Below are 23,940 nucleotides of genomic sequence, written 5' to 3'. Positions count from 1 at the left end.
TCCCCCCTGTCTTCTGAGGCCCCCTGCTACCCGAGGAGTGACTCCCTCCAGCGATGGACGGATCGTCCTGTAGTACCTGCGCCGCCCCCTCCCGACATATCGAGGCGGCGGCATGACCATCCCCCTGTTGCTCCTCGGAGCGGCGGTCCTGCTGATTCTGGCCAACGGCTTCTTCGTCGCGGCCGAGTTCGGGCTCGTCACCGTGGAGCGTCCCGAGGCCGAGAAGGCCGCCGCCGAGGGCGACCGACGGGCCGCCACGGTCGTCGAGTCGCTCAAGGAGCTGTCCTTCCAGCTCTCCGGCACCCAGCTCGGCATCACCATCACCTCCCTGGTCGTCGGCATGCTCGCCGAACCGGCCCTGGCGGAACTGCTGCACGGCCCGTTCAGCGCGATCGGCATCCCCGAGGGCGCCGTCTCCGGTGTCGCCGTGGTCGTCGGCATGCTGCTGGCCTCGGCCGTGCAGATGGTGATCGGCGAGCTCGTGCCCAAGAACTGGGCGGTGTCGCGGCCCTTGCAGGTCGCGCGCTTCGTCGCCGCACCGCAGCACGCCTTCGCCCGCCTGTTCCGCCCGGTGATCGCCGCGCTGAACACCGTCGCCAACCGGCTCGTCCGCGCCCTGGGCGTCGAGCCCACCGCGGAGCTGGCCTCGGCCCGCACCCCCGGTGAACTCGTCTCCCTGGCCCGGCACTCGGCGCAGGCCGGCACGCTGGAGCAGGACACCGCCGATCTCTTCGTACGGACGCTGTCGCTGGGCGAGCTGACCGCGCAGCACGTCATGACCCCGCGCGTGAAGGTCAGCGCGCTGCAGTCGTCGGCGACGGCCGAGGACGTGGTCAACCTGACCCGCGCCACCGGTCTGTCCCGCTTCCCCGTCTACCGGGAGAAGATCGACGAGATCGTCGGCATGGTCCACCTCAAGGACGCGCTGGCCGTGCCCTCGCACGACCGGCTGCGCACCTCCGTCACCAGCATCGCCAAGTCCCCGGTGCTGGTCCCCGAGACCCTGCCCGTCCAGCCCCTCCTCGCCCGGCTGCGCAGCGAACAGCCGATCGCCGTCGTCGTCGACGAGTACGGCGGTACGGCGGGGGTGGTCACCCTGGAGGACATCGTCGAGGAACTCGTCGGCGAGGTCCGCGACGAGCACGACGGCCAGGACGTCCCCGAACTGGCCGCCGCCCCGCCCGAGGACGGCAAGCCCGCCTGGGACGCCGACGGCAGCTGCCGTGTGGACATCCTCCAGCGCATAGGCCTCGACGTCCCCGAGGGACCGTATGAGACGGTGGCCGGACTGGTCGCCGATCTCCTCGGCCGTATCCCGGCCCCCGGCGACAAGGCCGAACTCCCGGGCTGGCGGCTGTCGGTGCGCCAGGTGGGTCACTACCGCGCCGAGCGCGTCCGCCTCGTCCGCACGGTTCCCGCGGTGAACGTCATGGAGGCGGCCCGATGACCGTCCTCCAACTTCTCTTCGCCGTCCTGCTGGTGCTCGCCAACGGCTTCTTCGTCGGCGCCGAGTTCGCCCTCGTCTCCGTCCGCCGCAGCCAGATCGAACCCCTCGGCACCGCCCGCGCCCGACAGGTCCTCTACGGCCTGGAGCGGCTGCCGCAGATGATGGCGGCGGCCCAATTCGGCATCACCGTCTGCTCGTTGACACTGGGCGCGGTGGCCGAGCCGACGGTCGCGCATGTGCTGGAGCCGGTCTTCGAGTGGATGCGGCTGCCCGAGGGCATGATCCACCCCCTCGGCTACATCCTCGCGCTGGCCGCCGTGGTCTTCTTCCACCTCGTCATCGGCGAGATGGTCCCGAAGAACCTCGCGATGGCGGCACCGGAGAAGGCCGCGATGTGGCTGAGCCCCGGCCTGGTCGCCTTCGCCCGGATCTGCAAGCCGATCACCATCGCCCTCGGCGCCGTCGCCCAGGGCATCCTGCGGCTCTTCCACGTCGAACCCAAGGACGAGGTCGAGGCCGTCTTCACCAGCGAACAGCTCAACCGCCTGGTGGAGGACTCCGGACAGGCCGGTCTCCTCGACCCCGAGGAGCAGGAACGCCTGGAGGACGCCCTGGAGTTGGGCTCCCGCCCGGTCACGGACGTACTCCTGCGCCGCGAGGACCTGGTGACGGTCAGCCCCTCGGTCACCCCGGGCGAGATCGTCGCCCTCACGGCCCGCACCGGCTACTCCCGCTTCCCGGTCGCCGCGGAGACCGGCGCCTTCATGGGCTACCTGCACGTCAAGGACGTCCTGGACCTGGAGGAATCCGAGCGGGCGGTCCCGCAACAGATCTGGCGCCCCATGACGACCCTACGAGCCGAACTCCCCCTGGACGACGCCCTGACGGTGATGCGCCGCGCGGCGACGCACCTGGCCCAGGTGGCCGGCGCGTCCGGCAAGATACTGGGCCTGGTAGCCATGGAGGACGTCCTGGAACTCCTGGTGGGCGAGGTTACGGACCCGGCCCACCGAGAGGTACCGCCACAGCCACGAACGGCGGAACTGACGCAGACGGTACCGAGCTGACGACTGAAGCAGGCGGCGCTTGGCCGACGACTTGAAGCAGCGGGCGCGTGGCTGAGGCCTCAAGCAGGCGGCGCCTGACTGGGTCCCGAAGTCGGCGATGCCTGATTGGGGCCTGAAGCAGGCGCCGCCTGACTGACACCGGTTCCCCGTGCCCACCCAAGGGGCGCGGGGCCGTGTCGATGTGCGGCTCCGCCGCGTGGGCGCGACCAGCCCCCACGCCGCCGCAGCCGCGAAACAACAGATCCAACCGAGCCAGTGCGCCGCGCTCACATCCCGGCAGGACCCGGCCCCCGTCCGGACAACACCTCGCCGTACGCCTGCATCAGATCCGGCAGCCGCAACGTCGACAGGTCATCCCGGGACAACATCCCGGGATACACCGACAACCGCAGATCCCGATACGCACAGCTCTTCTCGTACAGGGTGCGCAAGAACCGCCCGTTTCCCAGCTCGTCGATCCACCCCTGGTCGACAACATGGCCGGCGATCGACCGCAGCTCGTCCAAAGCCTCCTCGTCCCACACGTCACCGTTCTCCGCTGCCAACACCTCGCCGATAGAGGTGAGTTCGAGCGGACGGTACGAAGGGAAGTCGACGCGAGTCGTGAAGCGGGACGACAACCCGGGGTTGGCCGCAAGCAACCGGTCCATCCCCTCCGGATAGCCGGCCAGGATCACCACGAGGTGGTCGCGATTGTCCTCGGCGCGCTTCAGCAGCACCTGCAACGCCTCGTCGCCGTACGCGTCGCCCTTGCCGTAACCGGAGTTGGAGAGCGAGTACGCCTCGTCGACGAAGAGCACCCCGCCGATCGCGGAGTCGATCAACTCGTTGGCTTTCACGGCCGTTTGGCCGAGATACTCGCCGACCAGATCGGCCCGCTGCGCCTCGACGAGATGGTCCCCGCCGAGCAGCCCGAGGGCATAGAAGACCCGCCCGAGAATGCGCGCCACGGTGGTCTTGCCGGTACCCGAGGGCCCGGAGAAGACGAAGTGCCGTTTCGGCGGCTGGACCGGCAGCCCCTGCCCGGCCCGCAGCCGCGCCATGTTCAACTGGGCGGACAGCGCCTTGACTTGGCGTTTGACCGGCTCCAGCCCCACCATGCGCTCCAGCTCGTTGAGCGCCTCCTCCAGTAAGACGGGATCGGTGGGGCCCGTGGGCAGCGGCAGCACCGGATTCGAGGTCTTCTCGCGCACCGAGTCGCCCGCGGAGGGCAGCGGCCCGGTCGGCGGAAGACCGGGCTCAGACAGCTTCAGATCGCGCCCCTCGGCGCCGAACAGCGGATCGAGCCCGTCGGGCCCCTCCAGCGCGTCCTGCCCGCCGGAGAGCGTGATCGCCGCGAGGTCGGTCACGTCCTCGGAGCCGTCGTACCCGTCGGAGTCGGTGATCGCGGCGAGCCGCGCCGAGGTGTCCATGAAGGCGGGGTCGACGCGGTGCACCGCCCGGTACAGGGGGAGCGCGGCGGCGCTGCGCCCGGTGCCCTCGTGGGCCCGCGCCAGCCAGTACCGCAGCTCCTTGCGCTGCGGCTGTTCGCTGCGACAGCGCATCAGCGCGGAGGAGAGGAGCGGTTCGGCCTGGCCGTACATCTCCAGGCGCACGCGGGCCATCCCGCCGAACAACCCGGCCTCGATGCCCAGGAGTTGGTCGTTGATCAGCGGGTCGGTGTGCCGGACCAGCTGCTCCCAGTCCTTGACCAGATAGGCGCGGCACGCGTGCAGGAAGCGGACCTGGTGGTCGGTGTCCACGGGCGGCAGTCCCGCCAACGCCCGGTCCAGCTCCGGCACATGGCGGCCGTCCAGCCAGTGCGAGGCGTGCGCGAGCAGCAGATCACGCGGGCTCTCCAGCACGGGCTGGACCCACCAGCCAAGCCAGTACCAGGAGTTGAGCGTACGGCGGTGCCTGGTGCGCTGTTCCCCGAAACGTTCCCGGTGCCGGTACATCCGCAGCAGCGCGGTCGTCGTGTCGACGCGCAGCGCGTGCAGTCCGAGCCAGCCGTCGGCCATCCCGGGATCCATCCGTACCGCGGTGCGGAACTCCTCCTCGGCCTGCGGATAAGCGCCCATCGTGTAGGCGTCCACGCCTCGCAGCCACGCGAGGTCGGCCGGGGCCTCGGGGCCCTGCGTGCCGAAGTCCATCACGTCCCCCCACAAACCGTGCCCCCGTTGATTCGCCGCCGGGCCGGCGCCCGTCGGCAGTCTGGGTCGAACCGCTGTGCCGCGGACGGGAGTTGCCGTGGTGCGCGAAGCAGCCGTCCGTCGGTCGCACCCTGGGCATCGTACCTGCGGGGCAGTCGCCCATCGAAGGGTGCCGCACAGGCCGTTTGACGAGGTGGGAGCAGATGGGGCGCACTCAGGACGGTGACCCAGGGTGAGCAAATCACGGCTCGTAGCGGCCGGAAAACGTGCTGGGAGCAGAACGAAGCCCCCGATCACGGGGGAACAACCGGGGGCTTCGCGACTCTGGGCGGCTTCGAACCGGCCGCACATTCAGAACGTAAGACCTGTACGGCCCCTGGGTCAAGCCGAGTTGAGGCACTCAAGCAAGTTCGGACGGAAGGGTCTTCACAAGTTCAGCACACTGCGGGCGGTCCGTCACCGTGGGTGACCCCATGGTCCGGTCCAATCGTCCCTGAGGGCCCCGCGAGCACCTCGTACCCCTTTCCCAACTGCCGTACCAGGAAGTCCGCGTGGGGTCGCGAAGGGTCTTTGGCGAAGTGTTCGTGTTCCGCCTCGACCCACCCGTCCCAGAAGTCCCGCTGCTCCGTTCCGTCCCGCAGCCGACCCCGTGCCCAGGACTCCTCCCGGGGCAGTTCCATCCACAGCAGCCCCGCGAGGAACGGGCGCAGCGTCCGGCGTCCGGCGCCGACACCCTCGACGAGGACCACGGGCGCGGGCGGGAGTGCGCGGGGCGCCGCGAAGCGGTGGGCGTGCCAGTCGTAGGGGGCGTAGTGGGCGGTCTGGCCGCGGCCGAGCGGGGTGATCACCTGGCTCAGCAGCCGGCCGGTCCAGCCGAACAGTTCGTCGTGGGTGGCGAGGTCGTCCAGGTGCAGCACAGGGGCGCCGCCCAGCGCCTCGGCCAACTGCCCGGCGAACGTGGACTTCCCGGACCCCGCGTGCCCGTCGACACCGACGAGCCGGACCGGGCCGCAGGACGGGGGCAGGTGGCTCAGGCGGTGGGCGAGGTCGTGCATGGCTGGTCCCGGGAGGTCGTGGGGCGGGTGGTGCCGCAGGTCGCCGGGACATTGTAGGGAGCGGCGGCACTCGTCCCGGGACGGCGAGCCGCGACCCCGTACCAGGTCATGCCAGTGGTCGATACCAATATTGATGAGTGTGGCGAGGTTCGAAGTGCTGGCAGCGGAGTGCGGTGTGTGTTCATAGTGGGCGCACAGTCGTCCATTGGATCTGTCCCGACTGGATCTGTCCCGACTCGGAACACCCGGGGGTCTTCCGCCCATGAGCAGAGCCGAACATCCGTCCCGCAGAACCGTCCTGGCCGCGGCGGTCGCCGCCGCGGTGGTGAGCGGCACGGGCCCCGCGGTCGCCGACACCGCGACCGCCACCGACGCAGCCGACTCCGACCGGGCGCCGACCCTCCAGCGCTCCCGGCTTCGCTCGGGCGGGGGGACCCGCACGGTCGACAACCACGCGTGGACCACCTACGCCGACTGGCGCCGCGGCGCCGCCCAGGGCACCCGCGCCGTCGCGGGTCCCCGCCCGGGGCTCGCGATCGGCGCCGCCCTCGGCAGCGTCGACTACACGGACCCGCACACCGGCAAGACCGCGGCCTGGGAGTACGCGACCTGGACGTCCCCCGTCCACAAGCTCTCCGTCCCCGCGACGGAGACCATCGCCTCCTGGAACGCGGACACCCCGGCGGGCACCTGGATCCAGATCGAGCTGCACGGCACGTACTCCGACGGCACGGACACGCCCTGGTACGTGATGGGCCGCTGGGCGGCCGGCGACCAGGACATCAAGCGGACCTCCGTCGACGACCAGACGGACGGCAAGTCCACGATCTGGACGGACACCTTCGCGATCGACGACGCGACGACGGGCCTGCGCCTCGCGTCGTACCGACTCCGTCTGACCCTCTACCGCAAGCCCGGCACCAAGCTCACCCCCACCGTGTGGCGGCTCGGCGCGATGGGCTCCGACGTCCCGGACCGCTTCACGGTCCCGGCCTCGACTCCCGGCCTGGCGCAGGAGTTGATCGTCCCGCGCTACTCGCAGGAGATCCACGTCGGCCAGTACCCCGAGTACGACAACGGCGGCGAGGCCTGGTGCAGCCCCACCTCCTCGCAGATGATCATCGAGTACTGGGGCGGCCGGCTCACCCCGGAGCAACTGGCCTGGGTCGACCCGGCCTACGCCGACCCGCAGGTCGACAACGCGGCCCGCTTCACCTACGACTACCAGTACCAGGGCTGCGGCAACTGGCCGTTCAACGCGGCCTACGCGGCGACGTACAAGGGTCTCCAGGGCGTGGTCACCCGGCTCGGCTCGCTCGGCGACCTGGAGACGCTGATCGCGGCGGGCATCCCGGCCATAACGTCACAGTCGTTCCTCAGCAGCGAGCTGACGGGCGCGGGCTACGGCACCTCCGGCCATCTAATGACCGTGATCGGCTTCACCGCCGACGGCGACGTGATCGCCAACGACCCGAACTCGGCCGGCGATCCGGCCGTCCGCCGCGTCTACAACCGGCGCGAGTGGGAGAACATCTGGCTGCGCACCAAGCGGTACAACGCCTCCGGCAAGCTCTCCTCCGGTACCGGCGGCGTCTGTTACCTCTACTTCCCCGCGCACCCGACCGCCCGCCAGCGCAAGGCCCTCGCGGCGGTGGGCGTGCGCTGACCCGGCGCGCTGTGACCAGGGCGCCCGGTGACCGGGCGCCCTGTGACCAAGGTCTCCGGCGCAAAAGCCGACAGGGATGGCAAGGTGGACAGAACGGGGGAGTCCATCACACATCCGACCTCTGCGAGCCACCATGACCGCACACTCAGCCAGCGCCGCCCGCACCCGTACCCGCACCGGCGGCCCCAAGGGCGACGGTGCGAAGATCGCCGAGCACGTCATGGGCTGGACCCTTGTCGTCGTGATCGCGATGCTTGTGACCCAAATCGGTCTGCTGTGACCTGACGCATACGCGACCTGCCATACTGCGGTTGACCCAGCCCAGTTGGAGAGCCAGAGTCGAAATTGGAAATCAGTCAGCAGCGTGACGTCCCACGTCCCCGGGCGCGCGGTACCGAGCGTTCCTTGGCGCGCCGCGCCGAACTCATCACCATCGGCCGGAAGTTGTTCGCCGACACGTCCTACGACGCGCTGTCCATGGACGACATCGCGCGGCAGGCGCATGTCGCCAAGGGGCTGATCTACTACTACTTCCAGTCCAAGCGCGGCTACTACCTGGCGATCATCAACGACTCGGTCGCCGACCTGGTGACCTTCGCGGCGAGCGGTCTCGAACTGCCCCAACTGGACCGCGTACAGCGGACGATGGACAGCTATCTGCGCTGGGCCGAGCACAACCAGGCCGCGTACCGCACCATCGTCAGCGGCGGCGTCGGCTTCGACACCGAGGTGCACGCCATCCGCGACGGGGTGCGCGCGGCGATCGTCGCGACCATCGCCGAGGGGGCGTACGGCCGCACGGACATCTCCCGGATCGCGCGCATGGGCCTGTTCGGCTGGGTGTGCAGCGTCGAGGGCGCGACCCTGGAATGGATCAGCACCTCCGACCTCTCCCGCGAGACGATGCGCGAACTCCTCGTGAGGACCCTCGGCGGCACCCTGCGCGCCATCGAGGAACTGGACCCCGCCCACCCGGCGCCGAAGCCCGCCCGCAGGGACGGCTGAATCGTCGGTCCCGACCAGTTCCGGACGACCGGGTTATTCTCGAGGTAAGCGGTCGTTAACTGGTGACGAGAGACCTCCGATCGGGCATACTCACAGCGCAGAGCCGCTGGTCAGCAGCTTCCGAGACCCGGGAGTGGGCGCAGCGGCCGCATCCGTGCGGTACCCGGCCACGTCGCCTCCACCCAAGGCGTACGCCCGCCGATGTGCCCGACAGGGAGGAGAGCGTCGCCATGCCCGACCGCGCCCCGCAGCCGGTGGACCGGCAACTGCCCACGGACGAGGCCCGGGATCTGATCTCGCTGGCCCGCGACATCGCGCAGCGCGAGATCGCCCCGAGAGCGGCCGAGGAAGAGGACGCCGGACACTTCCCGCGCGAGATCTTCACCCTGCTCTCCCGATCGGGACTCCTCGGCCTTCCGTACGACTCCGAGTACGGCGGCGGCGACCAGCCGTACGAGGTCTACCTCCAGGTCCTCGAAGAGCTCGCGGCGGCCCGCCTCACCGTCGGCCTCGGCGTCAGCGTGCACTCGCTGTCCTGCCACGCGCTGGCCAACTACGGCACCAAGCAGCAGCAGGTCGAGCACCTGCCCGCGATGCTCGGCGGCGGCCTGCTCGGCGCCTACTGCCTCTCCGAACCGGCCTCCGGCTCCGACGCGGCCTCCCTGCGCACGAAAGCGGTGCGGGACGGCGACGACTGGGTGATCGACGGCACCAAGGCGTGGATCACGCACGGCGGCATCGCCGACTTCTACACGGTCATGGCCCGCACCGGCGAGGACGGCCCGCGCGGGATCAGCGCCTTCCTGGTGCCCGGCGACGCGGCCGGCCTCAGCGGCGCGGCACCGGAGAAGAAGATGGGCATGAAGGGCTCGCCCACCGCCCAGGTCCACTTCGACGGCGTCCGGGTCCCCGACGAGCGCCGCCTCGGCGAGGAGGGCCAGGGCTTCGCGATCGCCCTGTCCGCGCTGGACTCCGGGCGGCTCGGCATCGCGGCCTGCGCGATCGGCCTGGCCCAGTCCGCCCTCGACGAGGCGGTGGCCTACGCGCGTGGCCGGCAGCAGTTCGGGCGCCCGATCTCCGACTTCCAGGGTCTGCGCTTCATGCTCGCCGACATGGCCACCCAGATCGAGGCGGGCCGCGCGCTCTACCTCGCGGCGGCGCGGCTGCGCGACGCGGGCCGCCCGTTCGCCAAACAGGCGGCCATGGCCAAGCTGCACTGCACCGACACCGCGATGAAGGCCACCATCGACGCCGTCCAGGTCCTCGGCGGCTACGGCTACACCGCGGACTTCCCGGTCGAGCGCTACATGCGCGAGGCCAAGGTCCTGCAGATCGTCGAGGGTACGAATCAGATCCAACGGATGGTCATCGCCCGCCACCTAGCGGGTCCCGAGGCCCACCGAACTGGCTGAGCCCCAGGGGCGGCGTCGCCAGCCGCACCCACTCCGGGTCGTGACGCCCCGGCAGGGTGCGGCCCCGGTCGGCCCAAGTCCGCATCAGATCACGGTAGATGGGCGGGTCCTGGGGCTGCGGCGGCGCCGGGGGAACCGATTCTGCGGGTACAGGGACGAAGATCCGGCGCTGACGCCCGGTCGGCGCATATGTGGGGGTCATACCAGGGCAACGTAGGAGCGCGCCGCCAGGTCACCGGCGCGGGTAATCGAGCGTGAGTTCACCGGCGTACGGGTCTCGGCTATGGCTACCGCACGCCACCTGACGTACCGTCACCTCCACTGTCCCCAGGGGAGGTTACCGTGGCAGACGACCGTCCCGTGCCCCTCGACGAGTACCCCGTGCACCAGGTCCCCCTGTCGATGAAGCACGTAGCGACCGGCGACCGGAACGCCTACGACCGCTGCATCTTCCACGTCCTCGACCACGAGGGCCGCGCCCTGCTGATCGTCGGCCTCGGCGTCTACCCCAACGTCGGGGTGATCGACGCCTACGCGACCCTCCGCACCGGAGACGTACTCCACGCGGTCCGCGCCTCGGACGCCCTCGGCGACGACCGCATGCACCTCGCCGTCGGCCCCCTGCGCATCGAGGTCGAGGAACCACTGCACCGACTGCGCCTGCGCTGCGAGGACAACTCCCTCTCGTACGACCTCACGTGGACGGCCGAGTTCCCCGCCCTCTGGGAACCCCACCACGTCCAGTACCGCGGCGACCGGCTCACCCTCGAAGGCCGCCGCTTCGTCCAGGCGGGCGGCGTGGAGGGCGTGATCCGCGCCGGCGACGAGGAGTTCCGGGTCTCCGCCGACGGCTGGACCGGTACCCGTGACCGGAGTTGGGGCGTGCGGCCCATCCCCGGCGAGGAGGGCGGCCGGCTCGCCGAGGACCATCCGACCGAAGGGTTCCACTGGATCTGGTGCCCGGTCCGCTTCGAGGACCGTTTCCTCATGGTCATCGTCCAGGAGGACGCCGACGGCTACCGCACCCTGAACGAGGCGACCGTCGTCCGCCCCGGCCACCGCGACCGCCAACTCGGCTGGCCCCGGGCCGAGATCACCTACCGCCCCGGCACCCGCCGCCCCGAGCGCGCCCTCGTCCACCTCGGTGACGCCCGCAAGCCGCAGGAACTCGACGTGGAGATCCTGACCTCCTCACCCCTGGCGATCGGCGCCGGCTACCCACCCGCCGACGACTGGCAGCACGGCATCTGGCGCGGCCCGGCGTGGACCGACCGACGCACCTACGACCTCACCCGGCCCGCCCCGCTCGCCGCCTACGGCGTCACCGACCACGCGGCCCGCTTCCGCCTCGACGGCCAGGTCGGTCACGGCATTTTCGAACACGGCTCGTTCGGCCGCCACGACCCGAGCGGCTTCACCGGCTTCGAGTCGGTAGCACCGTAGGGGAGTTGAGACATGGCGACGGCACCCCGCCCCCGCACGACCACCCGTGACCCCGAGGAACTCGCCCACCGCCTCACCGCCTGGCTCGACACCTGCCTGCCCGGCGCCAGGGCCGTCGACATCAGGGTCCCCGCGTCGAACGGCATGTCCAGCGAGACCCTGCTCTTCGACATCGACCACCCCGAACCCCCGCTCCGCGCCTGCGCGTTGAGACTCGCGGCCGACCCGGCGGCGTACACCGTCTTCCCGGTCTACGACATGCCGCGCCAGTTCCGCACGATGCGCCTGGTCGCCGACCGCACCGACCTCCCGGTGCCCAAGGTGCGCTGGCTGGAGGAGGACCCGGGCCCGCTCGGCGCGCCGTTCTTCGTCATGGAGCGCGCCGCGGGACGCGTACCGCCGGACGTCATGCCCTATACGTACGAGGGCAATTGGCTGCACGCGGCGACCGACGCGGAACGCGCCCACCTGGAGGCCGCCTCGATCGCGCTCATCGCCCGGCTCCACGACCAAGTCCCGCTGTCCGAGGCCGAGTTCCTCACCCTCCGGGGCGACGGCGACGCCCTCCACCGCCACGTCACATCCCAACGCGCCTACTACGAATGGGTGGTTGACGGGCTCGCCCGCTCACCGCTCATCGAGAGCGCCTTCGACCGGCTCACGGAACTCTGGCCGGCCGACCCGGGCGAACCGGTCCTCAACTGGGGCGACGCGCGCGTCGGCAACGTCGTCTACGACGGGTTCGACCCCGTCGCCGTCCTCGACTGGGAGATGGCGGCCCCGGCCCCGCGCGAGGTGGACCTCGGCTGGACCGTCTATCTGCACCGCTTCTTCCAGGACCTCACGGTCGCCTTCGGCCAGCCGGGCCTGCCGGAGTTCTTCCGCCGGGACCGGGTGGAGGCCCGGTATGCCCGACTCACCGGCCACACCCCGCGCGACATGGACTTCTACACCCTGTACGCGGCCCTGCGGCACGCGATCGTGATGCTCCGTATCGCCTACCGTCAGGTGCACTTCGGCGAGGTCACCGTCCCGGCGGACCCGGACACACTGATCCTGCACCACGGCAGTCTGCGGGCCATGGTGCAGGGCAGCTACTGGGGTTGAGCGGGTGCGCTCAGGCGGCGCGGCGCATGTCCGGCACGCGCATCGGGCGCGAGCTCGCGCCGCCGACGTGCGAGAAGGGCTGCGTCCGCCAGTCGAGGCCCTGAGGGAGCGTCAACAGCAGCGCGGTTTCCTGCTCCTGGGGTTCCGCGGTCTCGTCGGCGGATCGGGCGTCGGCCGCCTCACGACCCGTACCGGCGCAGACCGTCAGCCCGAACGGGTTCCACGGAGAGGCGCACAGCGCGTGCTCCGGCAGGACCTCCTCGTCCGCGAGGAGCGCGATGGGCTGCACGCAGTCCGGGCAGATCACCCGGTACATCTCAAGGGTGTCGTACGCGTCGAGCTCGTCGGCATCGAAATCGTCGGATTCGACACCCTCCGGCTCGGGCTCGACGACGAGCTGCGGCCGCTTGGGCGCGGTGCGTCCAGGGCGCTTAAGACTCTGCATGGGTTCTCCCCCTACTGGGCTGGGCCGTGAAGGCGCTGCGGCCTCGACCACAGCAAGCACTTCCCGTCCCGTCTCCGCGGTAATCACGAGACCATCACGGAGACCGTTCGAGGCCTGTGGCGTTCGTCACATGCCGCCCGCAGATGCCCGAGGCGGCGGGTTTGTCCCCGGCCGCCACACGGGTCGCTCTCCGCCACATCACGAACCGGGTATGACCTGCGCCGCCGAGGTATCGGAGGAGATCAGACGCACTGTAGGTTCTTGCGTCATGGAGGAGCTGGACCGACAAATCGTGCAGCTGCTCGTCAAGGACGGGCGGATGAGCTACACAGACCTGGGCAAGGCCACGGGCCTGTCCACGTCGGCCGTGCACCAACGGGTGCGCCGGCTGGAGCAACGTGGCGTCATCCGCGGGTACGCCGCGGTCGTCGACCCGGAGGCGGTGGGCCTGCCCATGACCGCCTTCATCTCGGTGAAACCGTTCGACCCCAGTGCCCCCGACGACATCGCGGACCGTCTCTCCGACGTCCCCGAGATCGAGGCCTGCCACAGCGTCGCGGGCGACGAGAACTACATCCTCAAGGTGCGGGTCTCCACCCCCCACGAACTGGAGGAGCTGCTGGCCCGGCTGCGCGGCCTGGCCGGCGTCTCGACCCGGACCACGGTGGTGCTGTCGACGCCGTACGAGGCCCGCCCGCCCCGCATCTGACGGACCTGCGTTCGGGGTGGCGCCGGTGAGGCGCGAGACTGTTCCCCATGAGTGAGCGCACCCCCGAGCCGTCAACCGTCCTGCTCCGCCGCGGCGAAGTCCACAGCCCCGCAGACCCCTTCGCGACCGCGATGGTCGTGGAGCGCGGCCAGGTGGCCTGGGTCGGCTCCGAGGGCGCCGCCGACGCCTTCGCGGACGGTGTCGACGAGGTGGTCGACCTGGACGGCGCGCTGGTCACCCCGGCGTTCACCGACGCACACGTCCACACGACGGCCACCGGCCTCGCGCTCACCGGCCTCGACCTGTCCGACGCGCCCTCCCTGGAAGCGGCCCTTTCCCTCGTCCGGGACTTCGCCGCCGCCCGCCCGGCCGACCGCGTCCTGCTCGGCCACGGCTGGGACGCCGCCCGCTGGCCGGGGGGCCGTCCGCCCACCCGCACCGAACTCGACACGGCGACCGGCGGACGCCCGCTCTACCTCTCCCGCATCGACGTCCACTCCGCGGTCGTCAGCACGGCCCTGCTCGACCTCGTCCCCGGCCTCGACGCGATCGACGGCCCCCTCACGGCCGACGCCCACCACGCCGTCCGCGCCACCGCGCTCGCCGCCATCACGCCGGAGCAGCGCGTCGAGGCCCAGCGCACCGCCCTGGCCCACGCTGCGTCCCTGGGCGTCGGTTCGGTCCACGAGTGCGCGGGGCCGGAGATCTCCTCCGAGGACGACTTCACGGGCCTGCTGCGGCTGGCCGCCGAGGAGCCGGGGCCGCGTGTCGTCGGCTACTGGGCCGAGGGGGACGTCGAGAAGGCGCGGGAACTGGGCGCCGTAGGAGCGGCGGGTGACCTCTTTGTCGACGGTGCTCTCGGGTCGCACACCGCGTGTCTGCATCAGCCGTACACCGACGCCGGGCACACCGGTCTCGCGTACCTCGACGCGGACGCCGTCGCCGCCCATGTCGTCGCCTGCACCGAGGCGGGCCTTCAGGCGGGCTTCCACGCCATCGGGGACGCCGCCGTGACCTCGGTGGTCGACGGCGTCCGGGCAGCCGCTGAGAAGGTCGGCCTGGGCCGCGTCCGCGCCGCCCGTCACCGTGTCGAACACGCCGAGATGCTCACCCCGGAGACCATCGCGGCCTTCGCCGAGCTGGGCCTGACCGCTTCCGTGCAGCCCGCCTTCGACGCGCTGTGGGGCGGCGAGGAGGGCATGTACGCCCAGCGCCTGGGCGTAGGGCGGGCGCGCGCCCTGAACCCCTTCGCGGCCCTGCTGCGGGCCGGGGTGCCGCTCGCCTTCGGCTCCGACAGCCCGGTCACCCCGATCGACCCGTGGGGCGCGGTCCGCGCCGCCGCTTTCCACCGGACGGCCGAACACCGGATCTCCGTGCGGGCCGCGTTCACCGCGCATACGCGGGGCGGCTGGCGGGCCGTAGGACGGGACGACGCGGGTGTTCTGGTCCCGGGCGCGCCCGCCGACTACGCCGTCTGGCGGACCGACGCGCTCGTCGTGCAGGCGCCCGACGACCGGGTCGCGCGCTGGTCGACCGACCCTCGTTCCGGCACACCCGGACTGCCCGACCTGACGCCGGGCGGCGACCTTCCCGTCTGTCTGCGCACCGTCGTGGGCGGACGGCCGGTGTTCGTACGGCCGGGCGAGTGATCTCCCGGGGTGGCGCGCCCCCGATCCACGGCCGCCGCCCCGTCGCGCGACCTGCGCATCCTCTGCCCTGACCAGCCGGTTGTGGGAGAAAGGCCAGGTCAAACGGCTGTTGACAGGCGGGCGCAGGGGGCCGGTAGGTTCGTCCGAGTCCACCACCGGACGCCCGACCGGGGAACCTCCGAGCAATCGCCGAAGCGCCGCTGGGTCAGGGATGGTGTGCCGCACCGGGCACCGTCACTGGGAGCCAGGCTCAGCGCCCGCGCCACGGCGAGGGAACGTTCCGGCCGGTCGGCTGGTGTGACCCGGGTGGGGCCCGGACGTCCAGTAGACAACGGCCTGGTCGACCCGCAGCCGGCGGGTCCCAGGTCGGCCCGAAGGGCGCCGGGCCCCCATCCGCAGCACGTCGGTACCGAAAAGAACGTTCTTACCCCGTTCTTGTCGAATTGACACCACCGTACGAACGGCCTGGCACGTCAGCCCAGGCCGCGGCCACTATGGTGGACGCCTGCGTACGGACATGAAGGGGCAGCAGTGAACGACGGCGACGGAGCCCTCGCGGCACAGGCCCAGGGGCGGAAGTTCGGCCCGCTCGGCAAGGCCTTGGTGATCATCCCGACCTACAACGAGGCGGAGAACATCAAGGCCATCGTCGGTCGGGTGCGGCAGTCGGTCCCCGAGGCGCATGTCCTCGTGGCGGACGACAACAGCCCCGACGGCACGGGCAAGCTGGCCGACGAGCTGGCGGCCGAGGACGAACAGGTCCAGGTGCTGCACCGCAAGGGCAAGGAAGGCCTCGGCGCCGCCTATCTGGCGGGCTTCCACTGGGGCATGGACAACGGCTACGGCGTCCTCATCGAGATGGACGCCGACGGCTCCCACCAGCCCGAGGAGCTGCCCCGGCTGCTCACCGCCCTCAAGGGCGCGGACCTGGTGCTCGGCTCCCGCTGGGTGCCCGGCGGCCGGGTGGTGAACTGGCCGAAGTCCCGCGAGTTCATCTCCCGCGGCGGCAGCCTCTACTCGCGCGTGGCCCTCGACCTGCCGCTGCGCGACATCACCGGCGGCTACCGGGCCTTCCGCCGCGAGACCCTCGAAGGCCTCGGCCTGGACGACGTGGCCTCCCAGGGCTACTGCTTCCAGGTCGACCTGGCCCGCCGCGCCTTCAAGGCCGGCTACCACGTCGTCGAGGTCCCCATCACCTTCGTGGAGCGCGAACTCGGCGACTCCAAGATGAGCCGCGACATCCTCGTCGAGGCCCTGTGGCGGGTCACGACCTGGGGCGTGGGGGAGCGGGTCGGCAAGCTCCGCGGCCGGGGGAAGCCCGGGGGAAGGCCTTCACAGCCGTAGCCCTACGACTTCACAGGCCTCGTTGATCGTCCGCTTATCCCGCACTGAGGCGGGCCCAGGCACACTGGACGTATGACGACTGGCGCACCCACCCCTTCCTCCGCCGCCCGGCCTCCGCGTTCCCGGCTGCGTACGTTCCTGCCGTTGGGCATCGCCGTGTGGCTGGTGCTGGAGATCTGGCTGCTGACGGTGGTCGCGGGCGCGTCGAGCGGGCTGACGGTCTTCCTGCTGCTGCTCGCCGGGTTCGTGCTCGGCGCCGTGGTGATCAAGCGGGCGGGCCGCCGGGCCTTCCAGAACCTCAGCCAGGCCGTGCAGCAGGGCACCGCCCCGGCCAGCGGCGGTGGCAGCGGCCTGATGATGCTGGGCGGCCTGCTGCTGATGATCCCCGGCCTGATCTCGGACGCCCTGGGCCTGCTCCTGCTGATTCCGCCGGTCCAGAAGGCCCTGGCGCGCTATGCGGAGCGCACGGTCGAGCGGAAGCTCGGCAAGGCTGCCCCCGGCACCCTGGGAGACGCCTTCCAGCAGGCCCGTATGCGCCGCCCGGACGGCAAGGTGGTCCAGGGCGAGGTCATCCGGGACGAGCCCGGCAGTGACGCCCCGCAGGGCCCGCGCCCGCCGCTCACCCGCTGACCCGGTCGCAGACACGCAAAAGCGCGGGCGCCGTACATGTTCGTACGGCGCCCGCGCTTACTTGCTTGTACTTGTTGTGCTGTGCGGTAGAACCGCTCCGCACCTTCAGGACTAGGCCGACTTGCGGCTGTCCCTCGGGTGAACCGCGATATTCATCGCGCCGGAGCGGAGAACGGCAAGACGCTCCTCAAGGACCTCTTCGAGTTCCTCGCGGGTGCGCCGCTCCATCAGCATGTCCCAGTGGGTACGCGCGGGCTTGGCCTTCTTTTCCTCAGGGCCGTCGCCGTCGACCAGGAGTGCCTGGGCCCCGCAGACCTTGCACTCCCACTCCGGCGGGATCTCCGCCTCGACCGAGAAGGGCATCTCAAAGCGATGTCCCTTCTCGCATGCGTACTCCACGGCCTGGCGTGGTGCCAGGTCGATACCGCGGTCCGTCTCGTAGCTGGTCACCACGAGGCGCGTGCCGCGAAGAGCTCGCTCACTCATGAATCGTGCCTCCCGGGCTTGTCGCCCACAGGACAGGTGTCGCTGTCGTCGTCATCCGGTCAACGTCCGGTCGGCGGTAAAGATTCCCGTACGGGGTCATGCGTCGCCGTCGTAGCCGCCCCTTGTTGTACCCACCAGCGCCCGGTTTGTCACATCTACTAGCAGATGTGACCTAGCGATTCGTCATCTTTGACGCGCAGTAACGGTACGCCAGGCAGGCCAAACGCGTACACTACCGCCCTTTCGCCTCCAGCGCTAAATCCTCTCGGGAAGAGGATTCCCCGCGTCGCTGATCGCCCGCGCCACCGGGACCCGTGCGAGCAGCACGAATCCCACCACGAAGAAGACCACCAGGGAGATGATCGCGTCCCGATAACTTCCGGTCAGCTGGTAGGTCACCCCGAACAGAAGTGGGCCCAGCCAGCTCATGCCCCGATCGCTCATCTCGTACGCCGAGAAGTACTCGGCCTCTTTCCCGGGTGGCACCAGATGGGAGAACAGGGACCGGGACAGCGCCTGGCTGCCGCCCAGGACGAGGCCGATCCCGGCGGCCAGCACGAAGAACCAGACGGGCGCGTCGGCGGGCAGGAAGTACCCGGCGGCCAGCGTCACCGTCCACGCGATGAGCGAGCCGAGAATCGTCCGCTTGGCCCCGTACGTCCGGGCGAGTCGCCCCATGCCGAGCGCACCCGCCACCGCCAGCACCTGGACCATCAGGACGGCCGTGATGAGCGTGGACTGGCTCAGGCCCAGCTCCTCGGAGCCGTACACGGATGCCTGGGAGATCACCGTCTGGATGCCGTCGTTGTAGATCAGATAGGCGAACAGGAAGGACAGGGTGAGAGGTTTGCCGCGCATGTCCCGGACGGTCGCCGCGAGCTGCCGCCAGCCCTGCGCCGTCGGCGCCTCGGACGTCGTACGGCCGCGGTCGCGCAGCCGTTTCAGCGGTACGAGGGTGAAGGCGCCCCACCAGATTCCGGCCGAGGCGAGACATATGCGCACGGCCATCGACTCGGAGAGGCCGAAGGAGTCGTGGGCGGTGAACAGGATCAGGTTCAGGACGAGGACCAGGGCGCCCGCCGCGTAGCCGAAGGCCCAGCCGCGGGAGGAGACCGCGTCGCGCTCCTCCGGAGGGGCGATCTGCGGAAGGTAGGAGTTGTACAAGACCATCGAGACGGCCACCGACGAGTTGGCGACGATCAGCAGGAAGCCGCCGAGCAGATAGCGGTCGCCGTCCAGGAAGAACAGGCCCGTGGTGGCGGTCGCGCCCACGTAGGCGGCGAGCGCCAGGAGGGGTTTCTTGCGGCCCGTGCGGTCGGCCGCCGCGCCCGCGAGGGGCATGACGAGGATCGACACGATGACGGACGCGGAGACGGTGTAGGCGAAGAAGGAACCCGCCCGGACCGGTATCCCCAGGGGATGCACGAACCCGTCCGGGTCCGCCGCCGACTTCGCGACCGAGGTCAGATAGGGGCCCAGGAACACGGTGAGCACGCTCGTCGAGTAGGCGGAGCAGGCCCAGTCGTAGAAGTACCAGCCGCGCTGTTCGCGCCGCCGCTCGGCGGCCTCGTCGGCCGGCTGTGACCGCAGGGTGTCTGTACCCACCCGTGCCCTCGCTTCCCCGCGAACGCGTCGTCCCGGGGCTCAGGCCCAGACGCCCCGCTCCACCATGACCTCGCGCAATGTGTCGATGTGATCGGTCATGATGCCATCGACCCCCAGGTCCAGGAGCCGGTGCATGCGATCGGCCTCGTTGATGGTCCACACGTGGACCTGCACCCCGCGCGCGTGGGCGGCGCTCACGAAGCGCCGGTCAACCACGGGGACGCCGGACTGCTCCTCGGGTACCTGTGCGGCGACCGCCGAGCGGCGCACCGCGACCGGCACACCCCAGGACCGCAGCCGCAGGTTCAGCACCCCGCGCGTGCCGAACGACGTGGCCAGGCGCGGCCCGGCCAGGTGCTGGGCGCGGACCACGCGCTTCTCGGAGAAGGAGCCGACGCAGACGCGGTTCCAGGAGTCGGTGCGCTCCAGCAGGTCCAGGAGAGGGCGGAGCGCCGGCTCCGCCTTGATGTCGACGTTCCAGCGCACCTCGGGGAAGGTCTCCAGCAACTCCTCGAAGAGGGGCACCGGTTCCTTGCCCGCCACGCGCGCGTGGCTCACGTCCGACCAGAACAGGTCCGCGATCCGGCCCGCGCCGTCGGTGACCCGGTCCAGGGTCTCGTCGTGGAAGGCGACGAGCTTCCCGTCCGCCGTGGCGTGGACGTCGGTCTCGATGTACCGGTAGCCCAGCTCCACCGCGCGGCGGAACTGGAACACGGTGTTCTCCAGGCCGTCCGCCGCGCCGCCCCGGTGGGCGAAGGGGATCGGGCCGGGGTGGTCGAGGTACGGATGACGTATGAGCGTGGTCACCGGGGCAGTATCGCCCGTTCCGGTGACCCGGTGGCTACGACCGTGCTGCCGCCGGATGCCGACGGGGCGGCGAACACGCGCAGGAATAGCTGGGCGAGCGGGCCGATCGCCAGGGCGTACAGGAGGGTGCCGATGCCGACGGTGCCGCCGAGCGCGAAGCCGGTGGCCACGACCGCGACCTCGATCGCCGTCCGCAGCAGCCGGATCGACCGGCCCGTGCGCCGGTGCAGCCCGGTCATCAGCCCGTCGCGAGGGCCCGGTCCGAAGCTCGCGGAGATGTAGAGCCCGGTGGCGACTCCGTTGAGCAGGATGCCCGCCAGCAGCAGCGGAATCCGTACGGCCAGGCCGTGCGCGTCGGGCACCAGCGCGAGGGTGCCGTCCATGGCCAGGCCGACCACGAACACGTTGGAGACGGTGCCCAGGCCGGGGCGCTGGCGCAGCGGGATCCACAGGAGCAGCACCGCCGCGCCCACGATGATCGAGACGACGCCGATCGTCAGGCCGGTGAGTTCGGCGAGACCCTGGTGCAGCACGTTCCAGGGCTCCAGGCCCAGGCCCGACACCAGCAGGAGCGCCGAGCTGGTGCCGTAGAGCGCGAGTCCGACGTACAGCTGGACCAACCGTCGTCCGAGACGGCTCTGCGTGGGCAAAGGGTGCTCCCTGGTGGTGGTAGTGGCCTGGCACATGACACTCTGTGGCTTGAGAACGAATGCCAACCATGGCCAATTCCGGGAAGGTGGACTGGTTTCCATGGCGCAGTGGACCTCGGCGATGGGCGCCGCACAGCTCGCCCGGCTGCTCAACTCCCAGCAGGACCGGCCGGCCGGGCCCGGCACCCGCAGGCCGCCCGCCTATCGCGCGCTCGCGGACGGCATCCGCCTACTCGTGCTGGAGGGGCGCGTCCCGGTGGCCGCCCGGCTGCCCGCCGAGCGGGAGTTGGCCCTCGCGCTGTCCGTCAGCCGCACCACGGTCGCCGCCGCCTACGAGGCGCTGCGCACCGAGGGGTTCCTGGAGTCCCGGCGCGGGGCCGGCAGCTGGACCGCCGTACCTGCCGGTAACCCGCTCCCCGCGCGCGGGTTGGAGCCGTTGCCCCCGGAGGCCCTCGGCTCGGTGATCGACCTCGGCTGTGCCTCCCTGCCCGCGCCCGAGCCGTGGCTCACCCGGGCCGTCCAGGGCGCCCTGGAGGAGCTGCCGCCGTACGCCCACACACACGGCGACTACCCGGCCGGGCTGCCCGCGCTGCGGGCGATGATCGCCGAGCGGTACACCCTGCGCGGGATTCCGACCATGCCCGAGCAGATCATGGTGACGACCGGCGCGATGGGCGCCATCGACGCCATCTGCCATCTCTTCGCGGGGCGCGGCGAGCGGGTCGCCGTCGAGTCGCCCTCGTACGCCAACATCCTTCAGCTGATGCGCGAGGCGGGCGCCCGGCTGGTGCCCGTGGCGATGGCCGACGGGCTCTCCGGCTGGGACATGGACCGCTGGCGGCAGGTGCTGCGCGATGCCGCGCCCCGGATCGCGTACGTCGTCGCCGACTTCCACAACCCGACCGGCGCCCTCGCCGACGACGACCAGCGCCGCCGTCTCGTGGACGCGGCCCGCTCGGCCGGCACGGTGCTCGTCGCCGACGAGACGATGACCGAGCTGTGGCTGGACGACGACGTCGACATGCCGCGCCCCGTCTGCGGCTTCGACCCGGCCGGTTCGACGGTGATCACCGTCGGCTCCGCCAGCAAGGCCTTCTGGGCGGGCATGCGCATCGGCTGGGTCCGCGCGGCCCCCGACGTGATCCGCAGCCTGGTCTCCGCCCGCGCCTACGCCGACCTCGGTACCCCCGTGCTGGAGCAGCTCGCCGTGAACTGGCTGTTCAGCACCGGCGGTTGGGCACAGGCCGTCGAGATCCGGCGTGGCCAGGCCCGGGAGAACCGGGACGCGCTGGTCGCCGCGGTGCGACGGGAGCTGCCCGACTGGGAGTTCGAGGTGCCCAAGGGCGGCCTCACGCTGTGGGTGCGCACGGGCGGACTGTCGGGTTCCCGGCTCGCCGAGATGGGGGAGCGCGTGGGGGTGCGGGTGCCGTCCGGGCCGCGCTTCGGCGTCGACGGCGCCTTCGAGGGGTATGTGCGGCTGCCGTTCACCGTGGGCGGCGCGGTGGCCGAGGAGGCGGCGGTACGGCTGGCCGCGGCGGCCCGGCTGGTGGAGAACGGGGTCAGCGGGGGCGGCGAGTCGCCGCGCACGTTCGTGGCGTAGACGAGCAGAGACGTACCCGGGCCCGGTGCGGGCGGGCGACTCCCGGCCGCCCGCACCGACCCAGGATTCCTACGAAGTCTCCGCCACCGCGGCCTCCACCACCGCTTCGGCGGGCAGCGCCTCGGTCGGCAGTGTCTCCTCCGCGTCCGCCGGTGTCGTGCGCGGCGGGAGCAGGGCCAGGACCGCCTGGCGGTGCGCGTCGTTCGTCGCGTCGTCGTACGGGTCCGGGGTCGCCGGCACCTGGAGCCGGTGGACCGGACCGCTGCCGAGGCGGGCGTAGCCGCGGCCCGGGGGGATCTGGGCGATCGGTGTGGTGTGCGGGGGAGCGCCCAGGACCGCCTCCAGCTGGCCGGCGGTGGCGGGGCCGAGGACGACACGCGCGCGTGTGTGCTGTCGTACGGCGTCGCTCAGGGTGTCCGCGCTGTCGAACTGGTCGGCCACCACGACGGTCACATTGGCCGCGCGGCCGTGCCGGAGGGGGACCTGGAGCAGGGACTGCGGGTCCTTGTAGCCGTCGGCCGCCGCCACGTGGGCGAAGGCGCTCGGGCGGTCCAGGATGATCCACAGGGGGCGCCTGGTGTCGTCCGGTGCCGGGTGGCCCGACTGGCGGGCGCGGTTGGCCGCGATCAGCCGGCGTTCCGTCTCCTGGGCGGCCCACTCCAGGCTGGCCAGTGCGCCGGCCAGCCCGCACTCGACCGCGAGAACCCCGTCCCGGCCGGTGAGGCACGCGTACTCGCCGGTGCCGCCGCCCTCGACGATCAGGACGTCGCCGTACTGGAGGGCCTGGAGGGCGATCGAGCGCAGCAGGGTGGAGATGCCGGTGCCGGGCTGGCCCATGACCAGCAGGTTCGGCTCGGTGGAGCGGACGCCGGTGCGCCAGACGACCGGCGGGACGTCGCGCTGTTCCTCGCCGTGGGTGAGGGGGAGCGTGCGGTGGACCTGGGTCGGGTCGGTGAAGCCCAGGACGGTCTCGCCGGGGGCGGTGACGAAACGCTGGGCGGCGATGTCGGTGGGGAGCGGGGCGAGGACGCCGACCGTGAGGTGGTTGCCCTCCTCGTCCCACGCGAAGTGGTACTCCCGGCTGCGGCCGGACTTCGCGGTGAGCAGCTGCTCGATCCGCGCGCGGGAGTCGGCCTCGCCGTCGGTGAAGTACGCCGGATAGCGGACGACCAGCTGGGAGATCCGGCCCGCGCCGTCGAACTCGTAGGCGGGGAAGGCCTTCTCCCAGTCTCCGCCGTGGGCGAACAGGGGCGTCGGGTCCTCGGCGGCCGAGAAGTAGGGCACCAGCGCCTCGTAGAGGGACTGGAGGCGCTGGGTCTGGGACTCGTCGGGCCCTTCGGGCGCCGGCGGGGTGCGGTCCCGGCCCTGCCATGCCGCCGCCGCCATCAGGGTGATGGCGGCGAGCAGCGGGCCGTACGGGACCAGGGCCACGACCAGGATCACCGAGGCCATCAGGAAAAGCAGCGGCCCGCGTTTGTCCTTGGGGGTCTCGGCCCATCTGCGCCGGCCGGCGGATGCCAGCCGGCGCAGACCCCGGGTGATCGTGATCAGCGGATGGAGGACATCGGTGGCGCTGTCGGCCGCCGTCCGGGCCAGCTCCCGGCTCCGGGCGATCTGGGCGGTGCCGTTGCTCAGGATGCGGGGGAGGGGGCGCCGGGCCACTGCTGTCTCCTGAAGGTCC

22 protein-coding genes are annotated in these 23,940 nt (G+C 71.3%); 13 read left to right on the top strand and 9 right to left on the bottom strand.

All coding sequences use genetic code 11. From position 1 onward, the window contains the following. The first annotated feature begins 112 nt into the window (after positions 1-112). Together ACFWP5_RS17565 and ACFWP5_RS17560 are read left to right on the top strand one after the other, a co-directional pair. Complete coding sequence (locus tag ACFWP5_RS17565; protein ID WP_384156562.1) at positions 113-1,447, top strand: hemolysin family protein; 1,335 nt, start codon at positions 113-115, stop codon at positions 1,445-1,447. Next, positions 1,444-2,514 carry a hemolysin family protein gene (locus ACFWP5_RS17560; protein ID WP_384156559.1) on the top strand — a complete coding sequence of 357 codons (1,071 nt, stop codon included), beginning with the start codon at positions 1,444-1,446 and terminating at the stop codon, positions 2,512-2,514. Before ACFWP5_RS17565 ends, ACFWP5_RS17560 begins: the two co-directional genes overlap by 4 nt. 266 nt (positions 2,515-2,780) lie before the next feature. Here ACFWP5_RS17560 and ACFWP5_RS17555 read toward each other — a convergent pair whose 3' ends face one another. Together ACFWP5_RS17555 and ACFWP5_RS17550 are read right to left on the bottom strand one after the other, a co-directional pair. Further along, entirely contained in the window at positions 2,781-4,646 is a 1,866-nt protein-coding gene (locus ACFWP5_RS17555; protein ID WP_384156556.1) for an AAA family ATPase, read from the bottom strand. Between the two features lie 434 nt (positions 4,647-5,080). Continuing rightward, positions 5,081-5,701 (bottom strand): uridine kinase, encoded by a 621-nt coding sequence (locus ACFWP5_RS17550; RefSeq protein ID WP_384156553.1) that lies wholly within the window; start codon positions 5,699-5,701, stop codon positions 5,081-5,083. Between the two features lie 262 nt (positions 5,702-5,963). Here ACFWP5_RS17550 and ACFWP5_RS17545 point away from each other — a divergent pair, with 262 nt between their 5' ends. The 4 genes from ACFWP5_RS17545 (at position 5,964) to ACFWP5_RS17530 (ending at position 9,784) form a co-directional block, all read left to right on the top strand. Beyond that, positions 5,964-7,367 (top strand): peptidase C39 family protein, encoded by a 1,404-nt coding sequence (locus ACFWP5_RS17545; protein WP_384156550.1) that lies wholly within the window; start codon positions 5,964-5,966, stop codon positions 7,365-7,367. Positions 7,368-7,500: 133 nt separating this feature from the next. Continuing rightward, the gene (locus ACFWP5_RS17540; protein ID WP_384156547.1) at positions 7,501-7,647 is read left to right on the top strand and encodes an SCO1431 family membrane protein; all 147 of its coding nucleotides are present in this window, start codon (positions 7,501-7,503) and stop codon (positions 7,645-7,647) included. A gap of 65 nt (positions 7,648-7,712) precedes the next feature. Continuing rightward, positions 7,713-8,372, top strand: coding sequence for a TetR/AcrR family transcriptional regulator (locus tag ACFWP5_RS17535; protein ID WP_384156544.1), 660 nt, complete (start codon positions 7,713-7,715; stop codon positions 8,370-8,372). 230 nt (positions 8,373-8,602) lie between these two features. Beyond that, positions 8,603-9,784, top strand: a complete 1,182-nt coding sequence (locus tag ACFWP5_RS17530; RefSeq protein WP_384156542.1) for an acyl-CoA dehydrogenase family protein — start codon at positions 8,603-8,605, stop codon at positions 9,782-9,784. On the opposite strand, the gene ACFWP5_RS17525 is transcribed toward ACFWP5_RS17530, so the two are convergent. Next, positions 9,738-9,986, bottom strand: coding sequence for a hypothetical protein (locus ACFWP5_RS17525; protein ID WP_384156539.1), 249 nt, complete (start codon positions 9,984-9,986; stop codon positions 9,738-9,740). The two genes, ACFWP5_RS17530 and ACFWP5_RS17525, sit on opposite strands and share 47 nt — an antisense overlap. 140 nt (positions 9,987-10,126) lie before the next feature. Here ACFWP5_RS17525 and ACFWP5_RS17520 point away from each other — a divergent pair, with 140 nt between their 5' ends. Together ACFWP5_RS17520 and ACFWP5_RS17515 are read left to right on the top strand one after the other, a co-directional pair. Further along, positions 10,127-11,227 (top strand): hypothetical protein, encoded by a 1,101-nt coding sequence (locus ACFWP5_RS17520; RefSeq protein WP_384156537.1) that lies wholly within the window; start codon positions 10,127-10,129, stop codon positions 11,225-11,227. Between the two features lie 12 nt (positions 11,228-11,239). Beyond that, the gene (locus ACFWP5_RS17515; RefSeq protein ID WP_384156535.1) at positions 11,240-12,334 is read left to right on the top strand and encodes a phosphotransferase family protein; all 1,095 of its coding nucleotides are present in this window, start codon (positions 11,240-11,242) and stop codon (positions 12,332-12,334) included. 10 nt (positions 12,335-12,344) lie between these two features. Here ACFWP5_RS17515 and ACFWP5_RS17510 read toward each other — a convergent pair whose 3' ends face one another. Further along, positions 12,345-12,779, bottom strand: a complete 435-nt coding sequence (locus tag ACFWP5_RS17510) for a hypothetical protein (protein WP_384156533.1) — start codon at positions 12,777-12,779, stop codon at positions 12,345-12,347. A gap of 268 nt (positions 12,780-13,047) precedes the next feature. Here ACFWP5_RS17510 and ACFWP5_RS17505 point away from each other — a divergent pair, with 268 nt between their 5' ends. The 4 genes from ACFWP5_RS17505 (at position 13,048) to fxsA (ending at position 17,111) form a co-directional block, all read left to right on the top strand. Beyond that, entirely contained in the window at positions 13,048-13,488 is a 441-nt protein-coding gene (locus tag ACFWP5_RS17505) for an Lrp/AsnC family transcriptional regulator (RefSeq protein WP_026150833.1), read from the top strand. Positions 13,489-13,535: 47 nt separating this feature from the next. Continuing rightward, positions 13,536-15,137, top strand: coding sequence for an amidohydrolase (locus ACFWP5_RS17500; RefSeq protein ID WP_384156529.1), 1,602 nt, complete (start codon positions 13,536-13,538; stop codon positions 15,135-15,137). A 531-nt stretch (positions 15,138-15,668) separates the two neighbouring features. Continuing rightward, complete coding sequence (locus ACFWP5_RS17495) at positions 15,669-16,481, top strand: polyprenol monophosphomannose synthase (protein ID WP_384156526.1); 813 nt, start codon at positions 15,669-15,671, stop codon at positions 16,479-16,481. Positions 16,482-16,553: 72 nt separating this feature from the next. Beyond that, positions 16,554-17,111 (top strand): FxsA family membrane protein, encoded by a 558-nt coding sequence (gene fxsA, locus ACFWP5_RS17490; protein ID WP_384156523.1) that lies wholly within the window; start codon positions 16,554-16,556, stop codon positions 17,109-17,111. Between the two features lie 111 nt (positions 17,112-17,222). Here fxsA and ACFWP5_RS17485 read toward each other — a convergent pair whose 3' ends face one another. From ACFWP5_RS17485 to ACFWP5_RS17470, 4 genes are all read right to left on the bottom strand, one after another. Further along, complete coding sequence (locus ACFWP5_RS17485; RefSeq protein WP_003977404.1) at positions 17,223-17,597, bottom strand: RNA polymerase-binding protein RbpA; 375 nt, start codon at positions 17,595-17,597, stop codon at positions 17,223-17,225. A 255-nt stretch (positions 17,598-17,852) separates the two neighbouring features. Next, positions 17,853-19,202 carry an MFS transporter gene (locus ACFWP5_RS17480; protein ID WP_384156520.1) on the bottom strand — a complete coding sequence of 450 codons (1,350 nt, stop codon included), beginning with the start codon at positions 19,200-19,202 and terminating at the stop codon, positions 17,853-17,855. 39 nt (positions 19,203-19,241) lie between these two features. Beyond that, positions 19,242-20,009, bottom strand: coding sequence for a glycerophosphodiester phosphodiesterase (locus ACFWP5_RS17475; RefSeq protein WP_384156517.1), 768 nt, complete (start codon positions 20,007-20,009; stop codon positions 19,242-19,244). Then, positions 20,006-20,695: a YitT family protein gene (locus ACFWP5_RS17470; protein ID WP_384156514.1), complete on the bottom strand. Its 690-nt coding sequence runs from the start codon at positions 20,693-20,695 to the stop codon at positions 20,006-20,008. Before ACFWP5_RS17470 ends, ACFWP5_RS17475 begins: the two co-directional genes overlap by 4 nt. A gap of 64 nt (positions 20,696-20,759) precedes the next feature. On the opposite strand from ACFWP5_RS17470, the gene ACFWP5_RS17465 reads away from it, so the two are divergent. Further along, positions 20,760-22,259, top strand: a complete 1,500-nt coding sequence (locus tag ACFWP5_RS17465) for a PLP-dependent aminotransferase family protein (RefSeq protein ID WP_384156511.1) — start codon at positions 20,760-20,762, stop codon at positions 22,257-22,259. 69 nt (positions 22,260-22,328) lie between these two features. Here the strand turns inward: ACFWP5_RS17465 and ACFWP5_RS17460 are convergent, their stop codons facing one another. Then, positions 22,329-23,921: a hypothetical protein gene (locus tag ACFWP5_RS17460; protein ID WP_384156508.1), complete on the bottom strand. Its 1,593-nt coding sequence runs from the start codon at positions 23,919-23,921 to the stop codon at positions 22,329-22,331. Positions 23,922-23,940 lie beyond the last annotated feature (19 nt).

This window comes from Streptomyces sp. NPDC058469, assembly GCF_042721125.1.
Taxonomy (GTDB): Bacteria; Actinomycetota; Actinomycetes; order Streptomycetales; family Streptomycetaceae; genus Streptomyces.
The sequence above is the reverse complement of the archived record's forward strand: the minus strand, read 5'-3'. Positions and strand labels throughout refer to the sequence as shown.